The sequence below is a fragment of the Streptomyces griseoflavus genome (assembly GCF_014649995.1).
Taxonomy (GTDB): domain Bacteria; phylum Actinomycetota; class Actinomycetes; order Streptomycetales; family Streptomycetaceae; genus Streptomyces; species Streptomyces griseoflavus.
The window spans coordinates 1-11,480 of sequence record NZ_BMUC01000034.1 but is presented as its reverse complement, the minus strand read 5'-3'; the positions used below and the strand labels follow the sequence as shown (position 1 = coordinate 11,480).

General features: G+C 72.0%; 11 protein-coding genes. 4 read left to right on the top strand and 7 right to left on the bottom strand.

What is annotated here, in order from left to right:
• Positions 1-215: 215 nt before the first annotated feature.
• Together IE172_RS33980 and IE172_RS33975 are read right to left on the bottom strand one after the other, a co-directional pair.
• On the bottom strand, positions 216-1,040 hold the full coding sequence (locus IE172_RS33980) for a purine-nucleoside phosphorylase (protein WP_190101229.1): 825 nt from the start codon (positions 1,038-1,040) through the stop codon (positions 216-218).
• A gap of 90 nt (positions 1,041-1,130) precedes the next feature.
• Positions 1,131-1,571, bottom strand: coding sequence for a gamma-glutamylcyclotransferase family protein (locus IE172_RS33975; RefSeq protein WP_190101228.1), 441 nt, complete (start codon positions 1,569-1,571; stop codon positions 1,131-1,133).
• Between the two features lie 97 nt (positions 1,572-1,668).
• On the opposite strand from IE172_RS33975, the gene IE172_RS33970 reads away from it, so the two are divergent.
• Together IE172_RS33970 and IE172_RS33965 are read left to right on the top strand one after the other, a co-directional pair.
• Entirely contained in the window at positions 1,669-3,117 is a 1,449-nt protein-coding gene (locus tag IE172_RS33970; RefSeq protein WP_190101227.1) for an NAD(P)H-quinone dehydrogenase, read from the top strand.
• A gap of 141 nt (positions 3,118-3,258) precedes the next feature.
• On the top strand, positions 3,259-4,230 hold the full coding sequence (locus tag IE172_RS33965; protein WP_190101226.1) for a DeoR/GlpR family DNA-binding transcription regulator: 972 nt from the start codon (positions 3,259-3,261) through the stop codon (positions 4,228-4,230).
• A gap of 351 nt (positions 4,231-4,581) precedes the next feature.
• Here IE172_RS33965 and IE172_RS33960 read toward each other — a convergent pair whose 3' ends face one another.
• Positions 4,582-6,354, bottom strand: a complete 1,773-nt coding sequence (locus IE172_RS33960; protein ID WP_190101225.1) for an acetyl/propionyl/methylcrotonyl-CoA carboxylase subunit alpha — start codon at positions 6,352-6,354, stop codon at positions 4,582-4,584.
• Positions 6,355-6,748: 394 nt separating this feature from the next.
• Here IE172_RS33960 and IE172_RS33955 point away from each other — a divergent pair, with 394 nt between their 5' ends.
• Positions 6,749-7,225: a hypothetical protein gene (locus tag IE172_RS33955; RefSeq protein WP_190101224.1), complete on the top strand. Its 477-nt coding sequence runs from the start codon at positions 6,749-6,751 to the stop codon at positions 7,223-7,225.
• Here the strand turns inward: IE172_RS33955 and IE172_RS33950 are convergent.
• The 4 genes from IE172_RS33950 to IE172_RS33940 form a co-directional block, all read right to left on the bottom strand.
• A complete protein-coding gene (locus IE172_RS33950; protein ID WP_190101223.1) occupies positions 7,194-7,814 on the bottom strand; it encodes a Maf family protein in 621 nt (206 codons plus the stop codon). The genes IE172_RS33955 and IE172_RS33950 overlap by 32 nt on opposite strands.
• 31 nt (positions 7,815-7,845) lie before the next feature.
• Positions 7,846-7,974 carry a morphogenic membrane protein MmpB gene (gene mmpB / locus IE172_RS35220; RefSeq protein ID WP_268253500.1) on the bottom strand — a complete coding sequence of 43 codons (129 nt, stop codon included), beginning with the start codon at positions 7,972-7,974 and terminating at the stop codon, positions 7,846-7,848.
• 213 nt (positions 7,975-8,187) lie between these two features.
• Complete coding sequence (locus IE172_RS33945; RefSeq protein WP_190101222.1) at positions 8,188-8,394, bottom strand: acyl-CoA carboxylase epsilon subunit; 207 nt, start codon at positions 8,392-8,394, stop codon at positions 8,188-8,190.
• Positions 8,395-8,413: 19 nt separating this feature from the next.
• A complete protein-coding gene (locus IE172_RS33940; RefSeq protein ID WP_190101221.1) occupies positions 8,414-10,003 on the bottom strand; it encodes an acyl-CoA carboxylase subunit beta in 1,590 nt (529 codons plus the stop codon).
• Positions 10,004-10,113: 110 nt separating this feature from the next.
• On the opposite strand from IE172_RS33940, the gene IE172_RS33935 reads away from it, so the two are divergent.
• Positions 10,114-10,989: a biotin--[acetyl-CoA-carboxylase] ligase gene (locus IE172_RS33935; RefSeq protein ID WP_190101220.1), complete on the top strand. Its 876-nt coding sequence runs from the start codon at positions 10,114-10,116 to the stop codon at positions 10,987-10,989.
• Positions 10,990-11,480 lie beyond the last annotated feature (491 nt).

Below are 11,480 nucleotides of genomic sequence, written 5' to 3'. Positions count from 1 at the left end.
CTCCCGCTCGAGCGAAGCCGGGAGTGGGGGAGGGTGGGCGCGACGGCACCCCGTCGGCGCCGGGCTGCGCGGACACCACCGGCCGGCACCGGCGCCGGGCGCCCTGGAGACGTCCGGGACGTACGGGACGGTGCTCGCGCCGGGCTGCGCGAACGGCCCCCGGGTCGCCTGGAAGGCCGGGTACGTCGGGGCGGGCCCCAGCCCTTCCGACGCGCCTACAGGCGCCCCAGCACCTGCGTCAGCAGCGCACCCATGCGCGCGGCCGAGTCCCGTCCCGCCTGCAGGACCTCCTCGTGGTTCAGCGGTTCACCCGTCATCCCCGCGGCGAGGTTGGTGACCAGCGAGATGCCCAGCACCTCCGCGCCCGCCTCCCGCGCGGCGATCGCCTCGAGGACCGTCGACATGCCGACCAGGTCCGCCCCGATCACCCGGGCCATGCGGATCTCCGCCGGGGTCTCGTAGTGCGGGCCGGGGAACTGGGCGTAGACCCCTTCCTCCAGGCTCGCGTCGATCTCCTTGCACAGCGCCCGCAGGCGCGGCGAGTACAGGTCGGTGAGGTCGACGAAGTTCGCGCCGACGATCGGGGAGGTGGCGGTGAGGTTGATGTGGTCGCTGATCAGGACCGGCTGGCCGGGGCGCATGCCCTCGCGCAGACCGCCGCAGCCGTTGGTCAGGACGATCGTCTTGGCGCCCGCCGCCACCGCCGTACGCACGCCGTGGGCGACGGACGCCACTCCCCGGCCCTCGTAGTAGTGGGTGCGGCCCAGGAAGACCAGGGCACGCTTCGTGCCGACGCGGTACGAGCGGATCTTGCCTCCGTGGCCCTCGACCGCCGGCGGCGGGAAGCCGGGCAGCTCGGTGACCGGGAACTCGGCCTCGGGCGTACCGAGGGCGTCCACGGCCGGGGCCCAGCCGGAGCCCATCACGAGGGCGACGTCGTGGGTCTCGGCGCCCGAGAGTGCGCGCAGGCGCGCGGCGGCGGCGTCGGCTGCGGCGTAGGGGTCGCCCTGGATGTCGTCCGGAAGAAGAGAAGCGTTCACGCGATGAGGGTAGCCGGTATTCGCCTACGCGCGTAGATGTTGGATGCGACGGGTTGGCGATCGTTGTCTTGTCGTTTTCCGCCAAGGACGTCAGCAGGGACGCTTGCGCAGTTCCATCACGTAGTCGTGGGGTGCGCCCGCAGACTCGGCCGCGTCGGCGATCTCGCCCAGGTAGCGGGCCGAGGGCAGGCCGCCCTCGTAGCTGTTCAGGACGTAGGTCCAGGCCCGGTCCTCCCCGTCGAGGGTGTGGACGCGGACCCGGGTGCGGCGGTAGAGGTCCAGGCCGCCCGCCCCCTCCCAGCCGTCCAGCGACTCCTCGTCCATCGGGGCGATGTCGTAGAGGGCCACGAAGACCTGCGAGAGCGGGTCCTCGACGAGGGTCGCGAGGGACCCGTCCCAGCCCATGTGCTCGCCCCCGAAGGTCAGCCGCCACCCGTTCAGCCAGCCGGTGGCGCGCAGCGGCGAGTGCGGGGCGCGGCGGGACATCAGCCGCGCGTCGAGGTTGCCGGCGTACGCGGCGTAGAGCGACATGGGGGAAGGGTACGGCAGCGGGCACGGGCGTCACTCCGGTAACAGCGGGGCCACGGCTGCGGCCCCCGGGCGGTCGCCCGCTGAAGTGTGCGGGACAATGGAGTACGTGACTCGGATCGTGATCATCGGTGGCGGACCCGGCGGATACGAAGCGGCGCTGGTCGCCGCTCAGCTCGGCGCGGAGGTGACCGTCGTCGACGCCGACGGCCTGGGCGGGGCGTCGGTGCTCACCGACTGCGTGCCGTCCAAGACCCTCATCGCCACGGCCGAGGTGATGACCACCTTCGACTCCTCCTACGAGGAGCTGGGCATCATCGTCGCCGACGACACCCCGCCGATGGAGCAGGCCGCCCGGGTCGTGGGCGTGGACCTGGGCAAGGTCAACCGGCGTGTGAAGCGGCTCGCCCTGGCCCAGTCGCACGACATCACCGCGTCCGTGACCCGTGCCGGGGCGCGCGTGATGCGCGGGCGCGGCCGTCTCGAGGGCATGCAGGCGCTCGACGGGTCGCGCAAGGTCGTGGTGCGCGCCGCGGACGGGAGCGAGGAGACGCTCACCGCGGACGCCGTGCTCATCGCGACGGGCGGCCACCCGAGGGAGCTGCCGGACGCCCGGCCCGACGGCGAGCGGATCCTCAACTGGACGCAGGTCTACGACCTCAATGAGCTCCCCGAGGAGCTCATCGTGGTCGGATCCGGTGTCACGGGCGCCGAGTTCGCCGGTGCCTACCAGGCGCTCGGGTCACGGGTGACGCTGGTGTCCTCGCGCGACCGGGTGCTGCCGGGAGAGGACCCGGACGCGGCCGCCGTGCTGGAGGACGTCTTCCGGCGGCGCGGCATGAACGTCATGGCACGCTCCCGCGCCCAGTCCGCCAAGCGGGTCGGGGACCGGGTGGAGGTGACCCTCGCCGACGGGCGGGTCATCACCGGGTCGCACTGTCTGATGGCCGTGGGCGCCATCCCGAACTCCGAGGGCATGGGCCTGGAGGAGGCCGGGGTGAGGCTGCGGGACTCGGGCCACATCTGGACCGACAAGGTCTCGCGGACCACGGCCCCCGGCGTCTACGCCGCCGGTGACGTGACCGGCGTCTTCGCGCTCGCCTCGGTGGCGGCGATGCAGGGCCGTATCGCCATGTACCACTTCCTCGGTGACGCGGTCGCCCCGCTGAACCTCAAGACGGTCTCCTCGAACGTGTTCACCGACCCGGAGATCGCCACCGTCGGCTACTCCCAGGCCGACGTCGACGGCGGCAAGATCGACGCCCGGGTGGTGAAGCTGCCGCTGCTGCGCAACCCGCGCGCCAAGATGCAGGGCATCCGCGACGGCTTCGTCAAGATCTTCTGCCGGCCGGGCACCGGCATCGTGGTGGGCGGTGTCGTCGTGGCGCCGCGCGCCTCGGAACTCATCCACCCCATCTCGATCGCGGTCGACAACAACCTGACCGTCGAACAGATCGCGAACGCCTTCACCGTGTACCCCTCGCTGTCGGGGTCGATCGCCGAAGTGGCGCGGCAGTTGCACACCCGGAAGGCCGGCGCGGAGGGCTGAGCGGGCCGGTTCCCCGCCGGTCACGGGGTGTTGTCGTCCCGCCTCGGCCCTATACCACTTGGTGTGGGGCCGTGCGAACAACTTCTGCTATTCAGCGCAAACTGCTGAAAGCAGACGGTCGTCGGCGTTACTGTCAGTTTCGTGTTCGCTGCAGAACGTCGCCAATTGATCCTCGAAATGGTGCGAGCGAACGGAGCGGTGTCGCTCCGTGAACTCGCCCGCGTCGTCCAGACCTCCGAAGTGACCGTACGGCGGGACGTGCGCGCGCTGGAGGCAGAAGGACTCCTCGACCGCCGGCACGGCGGTGCGGTACTCCCGGGCGGTTTCACGCGAGAGTCCGGATTCCCGCAGAAGTCCCATCTCGCGACCGCCGAGAAGACCGCCATCGCCGACCTCGCCGCGAACTTCGTGGAAGAGGGCGAGGCCATCGTGGTCGGCGCGGGTACCACCACGCAGGAGCTGGCCCGCCGGCTCGCCCGGGTGCCCGGGCTGACGGTCGTCACCAACTCCCTTCTGGTCGCCCAGGCGTTGGCCCATGCCAACCGGGTGGAGGTCGTGATGACCGGCGGCACGCTCCGCGGTTCGAACTACGCCCTCGTCGGCAGCGGTGCCGAGCAGTCCCTGCAGGGACTGAGGGTGTCCCGGGCCTTCCTGTCGGGCAGCGGGCTGACCGCCGAGCGGGGACTGTCCACGTCCAACATGCTGTCGGCGTCCGTCGACCGGGCGCTGGTGCAGGCCGCGGCGGAGGTGGTGGTCCTCGCGGACCACACGAAACTCGGTACGGACACGATGTTCCAGACCGTGCCGACGGATCTGATCACCCGGCTGGTGACGGACGAGCCTCCCGCGCACGACGACCGGGCGGCCACCGAACTCCAGGCGCTCGCCGACCAGGGCGTGCAGATCGCCGTCGCGGGGTCGCCGGGGGGTTCCGCGGGCGCGGGGGGTGAGGGCCCGCCGTCGGCCCGCCAGCGCCGGGACGTGCCGCTTCCCGGACCGCGGCGGCAAGGGCCCGCACTGCGTACGGCCGTCGCACTGGGAGCGGCGGCGGAGCAGGGCCACGGACAGGGCGCCGAGCGGGCGGCGCGGGTGGCGGATCTCCGGAGGCGGTGAGGGGGTCTGCCGGGCGGACGGTGCCGGTGGTTCCGGCGCGTGGTGTCGACGGGCCGGGAGGCCCGGTGACGCCGGCCCGCCCGAGCCCTCGGCCGAGGTGGCGTCGCGTGCCGCCGTCGCCGCTCGGCGCGAGCGCGCCCCGACGTCGGGGCGCCCTCACACCGGTGCGGCAGGCCGATGCGCCGACCACGGGCGGGCCACGGTGAACTCCGACGACCGGCTCGTACGCCGCGACGGCGGAAGCCGGCCGACCGGTCCGGTCACCCGCCCGACGACGTGCCGTGGTTCTCCGTCAGTACGGTGACCTCGGCGTCCACCCGGGCCCCCACGGGCCCGGGTGGGGAGGACGGGTCAGTCCTTGATCTCGCAGATGGCCGCGCCGGACGTCACCGAGGCGCCCACCTCCGCGCTCAGGCCCTTGACCGTGCCCGAGCGGTGCGCGTTGAGGGGCTGCTCCATCTTCATGGCCTCCAGGACGACGACCAGGTCGCCCTCCTTGACCTCCTGACCCTCCTCCACGGCGATCTTCACGATCGTGCCCTGCATCGGGGAGGCCAGGGTGTCACCGGAGGCGACCGGACCGGACTTCTTCGCCGCCCGCCGCTTCGGCTTCGCGCCGGCCGCCAGACCCGTACGGGCCAGGGACATGCCCAGCGACGCCGGCAGCGAGACCTCCAGGCGCTTGCCGCCGACCTCGACGACCACCGTCTCGCGGCCCGCGTCCTCCTCGGCCTCCGCGTCCACGGCCGCGGCGAACGGCTTGATCTCGTTGACGAACTCCGTCTCGATCCACCGCGTGTGCACCGTGAACGGATCCGCCGAACCGGTGAGTTCCGGAGCGAACGCCGGGTCGGTGACGACCGCGCGGTGGAACGGGATCGCCGTCGCCATGCCCTCGACCTGGAACTCCTCCAGGGCGCGCGCGGCCCGCTCCAGCGCCTCCTTGCGGGTGCGGCCGGTGACGATCAGCTTCGCCAGCAGCGAGTCCCACGCCGGACCGATGACGCTGCCGGACTCCACGCCCGCGTCCAGGCGCACACCCGGACCGGACGGCGGGGCGAACACCGTGACCGTGCCGGGCGCGGGCAGGAAGCCCCGGCCCGGGTCCTCGCCGTTGATGCGGAACTCGAAGGAGTGGCCGCGCAGCTCCGGGTCGCCGTAGCCGAGCTCCTCGCCGTCGGCGATGCGGAACATCTCCCGGACGAGGTCGATGCCGGCGACCTCCTCGGTGACGGGGTGCTCGACCTGCAGACGCGTGTTGACCTCCAGGAAGGAGATCGTCCCGTCGAGGCCGACCAGGAACTCCACGGTGCCGGCACCGACGTAACCGGCCTCCTTGAGGATGGCCTTGGAGGCGGAGTACAGCTCCTCCATCTGGGCGTCCGACAGGAAGGGCGCGGGGGCCTCCTCGACGAGCTTCTGGTGCCGCCGCTGGAGTGAGCAGTCACGGGTCGACACGACCACCACGTTGCCGTGCCGGTCGGCCAGGCACTGCGTCTCCACGTGCCGCGGCTTGTCCAGGTACCGCTCCACGAAGCACTCGCCCCGGCCGAACGCGGCCACCGCCTCGCGCACCGCGGAGTCGTACAGCTCGGGCACCTCCTCCAGGGTGCGGGCGACCTTCAGGCCGCGTCCGCCACCGCCGAACGCGGCCTTGATGGCGATCGGCAGGCCGTGCTGCTCCGCGAACGCGACGACCTCGTCGGCACCCGAGACCGGGTCGGGCGTGCCCGCCACCAGGGGAGCGCCGGCGCGCTGGGCGATGTGCCGGGCGGCGACCTTGTCGCCGAGGTCGCGGATGGCCTGCGGGGGCGGACCGATCCAGATCAGGTCCGCGTCCAGGACCGCCTGCGCGAACTCGGCGTTCTCCGAGAGGAAGCCGTAGCCGGGATGGACGGCGTCGGCGCCCGACTCCCGCGCGGCCTTCAGCACCTTCTCCATGTCGAGGTAACTGGTGGCCGGAGTGTCACCGCCCAGGGCGAACGCCTCATCCGCGGCGCGGACATGCAGAGCGTCCCGGTCCGGGTCGGCGTAGACGGCAACGCTCGCGATTCCGGCATCCCGGCAGGCCCGGGCAACGCGGACAGCGATTTCGCCACGGTTGGCGATGAGCACCTTGCGCACTTGAGGCTCCCTCCTTGAAACAAGCCGAGTTTAGGGACTGCCGACACGACACATCGACCCGTCCCCAGTGGTGAGCTTGCCCACACGGAGCGTGATGCGAGGCTTGCTCCACCCGCGAAATCCCTTGTCGCACCTAGGTACGCAGGATTCCTCCCGGAAACCCTAGCGGCCCCATGTGGTCAAGGTCTCTGTGAGAGCGTGCTGCGGCCCACTTCGATTCTTTGTCGAGTCCCTACGAATGGCCCAACGATTCTTTGCCCCTCGCCGAACCCTTGCACCGAGGTTTGCCCTCCCCCAGGCTCTCAACGAGCTGGGGGGACCCCCATGTAGCCTTCGCGTCGGCCCGAACATACTCGGGGTAACCGCAGTCGTGCTCGAAAGGGAGTGGGGGCCGGTGGTGCGCAGACCGGTGGCGTGGGCCGTGGCGCTCGTACTGTTCGCCGAGGCGCTCGGCATCGCGGCGGTGAACTGGTTCCTGGGCGTCGTCGTCGACCGGCAGGACATGTCGCTGGCGGGTCTCGACCCGCACATGATGTCGGTGTCCTCGAAGGCCGGCGGAGTCGTCTTCGGGCTCTACTTCGCCCTGTGCGGCCTCACGGCCCTGCTGGTCGCGCTGCGCGACCGCGCCCCGGCCGGGGCCGGCAAGGTGCTGCTGGTCAGCGCCGCGGTGGTGCACGCCCTGCTGGGCGCGTTCGCCTGGGGGCTGATCGGCTGGACCGCGTTCCTGTTCATGGTGGCCGTACTCGCGCTGATCGTGCTGCTCCTGATGACCTACGACGGCCGCGCCGAGGGCGGGGCACCCGGCACCGCTCCCGAGAGCGGCACCGGCAGCCCTCCCGTCACTCCGCCGGCCGCGCCCACAGCTCCGTGATGCCGACACCCAGGTCGGCCAGCAGACGGCGCACCAGGGGCAGGCTGATGCCGATCACGTTGCCGTGGTCGCCGTCGATGCCGTCGATGAACGGCGCCGACCGGCCGTCCAGGGTGAACGCCCCGGCCACATGCAGCGGTTCGCCCGAGGCGACGTAGGCGGCGATCTCCTCGTCCGAGGGATCACCGAAACGGACGACCGTGGAAGCGGTGGCCGAGGAGTACCGGCCGCTGAGCGTGTCGTAGACGCAGTGGCCGGTCTGGAGCGTGCCGGCACGGCCCCGCATCGCCTTCCAGCGCGCGGTGGCCTCCTCGGCGTCCGCGGGCTTGCCGAGGGCCCGGCCGTCCAGGTCGAGGACCGAGTCGCAGCCGATCACCAGCGCGCCCTTGACCTCCGGCTTCGCGGCGACCACGGACGCCTTGGCCTCGGCCAGGGCGAGCGCCAGTTCGGCGGGGGTGGGGGCGGTGACGGCGTCCTCGTCGACCCCGCTGACGATCACCTCGGGGGCCAGTCCGGCCTGGCGGAGCAGCCCGAGCCGGGCGGGGGACTGGGAGGCGAGCACGAGGCGGCGGCGCTGGTCAGCTGTCATGCGGTCAGCGTATCGACGTCGCCCGGACGCCTCACCTCACACCGATCACGATCATGGCGAGCACCATGGCCAGTGCCATGAGGACGCCCAGCCGCCGCAGCATGTCCTGCATGTCCCGCAGGTCTTCGGGCGGCTCGTTGTCGGGGTCGGACCACAGCATGCAACCAGCGTGGGGCTTCGCAGGTCAGCGTGCCTGAGTACGCGTACTCAAGTAGGGGCGGGCGCGGCACTCCCCGCCGTGCGTGGTGCGCCGCGCCCCGGGTTGGGCTTCGTCGGTCGTCGTCGTCGGTCGTTGTCGGTGGTCGTCCGTCGTCGTCCGTCGTCCGTCGTCGTCCGTCGTCCGTCGTCGTCCGTCGTCCGTCGTCGGTCGTCGTCAGCTCGGCCAGTAGGTCCGGGCCCACGACGTCTGCCCCGGCCGGGGCAGGTGGTGCGCGGCGATGCGGGACGGGTCGGACCAGGAGTCGCGGGGTGCGGGCGCGCCGGACGGCACGGCGGACGCCGCCGCGGCGCGGGCCCGGACCACCGCCAGTGCGGCGGCCAGCTCCTCCGGGGTCGGGTTGCCCCGTACAACCTTGATCACAGCAGCTCCTTGACGAACCTCAGAGGGGGATGTTGCCGTGCTTCTTCGGGGGCAGGCTCTCGCGCTTGGTGCGCAGCTGGCGCAGCCCGCGGACGATGTGGCGGCGGGTGTCCGACGGCATGATCACCGCGTCCACGTAGCCGCGCTCCGCCGCCACGTAGGGGTTGAGGAGGGCGTCCTCGTACTCCCGCATCAGCCGGGCGCGGGTCGCGTCCGCGTCGTCCGACTCGGCGATCGAGCGGCGGTGCAGGATGTTGACGGCGCCCTGCGCGCCCATCACGGCGATCTGGGCGGTCGGCCAGGCCAGGTTGAGGTCGGCGCCCAGGTGCTTGGAGCCCATCACGTCGTACGCGCCGCCGAACGCCTTGCGGGTGATGACCGTGATGAGCGGGACGGTGGCCTCGGCGTAGGCGAAGATCAGCTTGGCGCCGCGGCGGATGATGCCGTCGTGCTCCTGGTCGACGCCCGGCAGGAAGCCGGGGACGTCCACGAAGGTGATGACCGGGACGTTGAAGGCGTCGCAGGTGCGGACGAAGCGGGCCGCCTTCTCGGAGGCGGTGATGTCCAGGCAGCCGGCGAACTGCATCGGCTGGTTGGCCACGATGCCGACGGGGCGGCCCTCGACACGGCCGTAGCCGGTGAGGATGTTCGGCGCGAAGAGCGGCTGCGTCTCGAAGAACTCACCGTCGTCCAGGACGTGCTCGATGACGGCGTGCATGTCGTACGGCTGGTTCGCCGAGTCCGGGACGATCGTGTCGAGTTCGCGGTCCTCGTCCGTGATCGTCAGGTCCGCCTCCTCGGGGAAGGCGGGAGGCTCGGAGAGGTTGTTGGACGGGAGGTAGGACAGGAGCTGCTTGACGTACTCGATCGCGTCCTTCTCGTCGCCGGCCATGTGGTGGGCGACGCCTGAGGTCGAGTTGTGGGTGCGGGCGCCGCCCAGCTCCTCGAAGCCGACGTCCTCGCCGGTGACCGTCTTGATGACGTCCGGTCCGGTGATGAACATGTGCGACGTCTGATCGACCATGATCGTGAAGTCGGTGATCGCGGGGGAATACACCGCGCCGCCCGCGCACGGGCCCACGACCAGGCTGATCTGCGGGATCACGCCCGAGGCGTGGGTGTTGCGGCGGAAGATCTCACCGTACGCGCCGAGGGAGGCCACGCCCTCCTGGATGCGGGCGCCGCCGGAGTCGTTGATGCCGATCACCGGGCAGCCGGTCTTCAGCGCGAAGTCCATGACCTTGACGATCTTCTGGCCGTACACCTCGCCGAGGGCTCCGCCGAAGACGGTGAAATCCTGCGAGAAGACGGCCACGGGGCGGCCGTCGACGGTTCCGTAGCCGGTGACGACACCGTCGCCGTAGGGGCGGTTGGCGTCGAGACCGAAGTTGGTGGAGCGGTGCCGGGCGAACTCGTCCAGTTCGACGAAGGAACCCTCGTCGAGCAGGAGATCGATCCGCTCACGCGCCGTCAGCTTGCCCTTGGCGTGCTGCTTTTCGACCGCGCGTGCGGAGCCGGCGTGCGTCGCCTCTTCGATACGACGCTGAAGATCCGCGAGCTTGCCCGCGGTCGTGTGAATGTCAGGCTGCTGCTCTTCCGGCTCGGACATCGGGATGCGGCTCCCTGCCTGCTCAAAAGGGGGGACGGTTACTCATCCGTAGCGTAGTGGGGGGCCTTCACTTCGGCAGTGCGGCGTTTCCCACACCTAGGGTGGCTTGCATGACGCCGCGAGATGCCTCAGAGCAGGAGCCGAACCGGAACCGCTGGTCCGACTTGGACCGGCCGCCGCTCAACGCGAGCGCCTTGCGGCGAGGGCTGGTGAGGGAGGGGGCGCTGTGGTCCCGGGTGGACGTGGTGCAGCGGACGGGGTCCACGAACTCCGACCTGGTGGCGCGGGCCCTGGCGGGTGAGGTGAGGGAGGGCGCGGTCCGCGTCGCCGAGGAACAGACCGCCGGGCGAGGGAGGCTGGACCGGCAGTGGAGCGCGCCGGCGCGGTCCGGTCTGTTCTTCTCCGTGCTGCTCACTCCGCGCGAGGTGCCGCTGGACCGGTGGGGGTGGCTGCCGCTGCTGACCGGCGTGGCGGTCGCCACGGGGCTGTCGCGGGCGGCCGGGGTCGACACGGCACTGAAGTGGCCGAACGACGTGCTGGTGACGGTGGGCGGAGCCGAACGCAAGGCCGGCGGGATCCTCGCGGAGGGCGCAGGGGAGGCGGGCGTCGTGGTCGGGGTCGGGATCAACGTCAGCCTGCGCGCCGACGAGCTGCCGGTGGTGACGGCGGGGTCGCTGGCGCTGGCGGGGGCGGTGAGCACGGACCGGGACCCACTGTTGCGGGGGATGCTGCGGGCGTTGGAGGAGTGGTACGGGCGGTGGCGGGCCGCGGGCGGGGACGCGGGGGCGTGCGGGTTGCAGGAGACGTACGCGGCGGGGTGCGCGACGCTGGGGCGGACCGTGCGGGCGGAGTTGCCGGGCGACCGGGCGCTGGTGGGGGAGGCGGTCGCGGTGGACGGCGACGGGCGGCTTGTCCTGGCGACGTCTGCGGGTGTGCAGGAACCGGTGGGCGCGGGGGACATCGTCCACCTGCGCCCGGCTGTGTGAGTTCGGGGCTCGGTGGGGTGGTCCGGCTGCGGGGTGGTGGGTGGATGCCTGCGGCGCCGCTGTCCGTGGGGTGGGGGCTTGGGTAGCGCCTTCGGCTCAGGTGGAGTGACACCCGGCGGTGGTCGGTCGTATGCCTGCGGCGCCGCTTTCCGTTGGGTGAGGGCTTGGGTAGCGCCTGCGGTGGGTGGGTGGTGCGGGGCCGGGTCGGGGGCGTCCGTCCTCGGACTGGCGCGAGAGTGTCGCTGACAGGGGCGAGGGTGCGGACGCGCCAGCCGCTGCGGGCGGCCACCCCCGCCCCGTCCCCTCCCCGCCGTCGGCGAGTACGTCCACACCCGCCGTCCCTTGTCCGCGGGCAGTCGTGCCACGCCGAGCCCTCCGCCGCTTGTGCGGGCGGTCCCGGTTCCGGCTCTCCGAGGGCAGTCGTGCCGCCGCTCCTCCGCTCTCCGCGGGAGTCGTGCCACCGTCCCGTCGCATGTGCGGGCGGCCCCGCC

Coding starts and splice junctions, on each gene's coding strand:
- IE172_RS33935 (WP_190101220.1), top strand. CDS start 10,114: ATGACGCCGCGAGATGCCTCAGAGCAGGAGCCGAACCGGAACCGCTGG.
- IE172_RS33940 (WP_190101221.1), bottom strand. CDS start 10,003: ATGTCCGAGCCGGAAGAGCAGCAGCCTGACATTCACACGACCGCGGGC.
- IE172_RS33950 (WP_190101223.1), bottom strand. CDS start 7,814: ATGACAGCTGACCAGCGCCGCCGCCTCGTGCTCGCCTCCCAGTCCCCC.
- mmpB (WP_268253500.1), bottom strand. CDS start 7,974: ATGCTGTGGTCCGACCCCGACAACGAGCCGCCCGAAGACCTGCGGGAC.
- IE172_RS33975 (WP_190101228.1), bottom strand. CDS start 1,571: ATGTCGCTCTACGCCGCGTACGCCGGCAACCTCGACGCGCGGCTGATG.
- IE172_RS33970 (WP_190101227.1), top strand. CDS start 1,669: ATGGAGTACGTGACTCGGATCGTGATCATCGGTGGCGGACCCGGCGGA.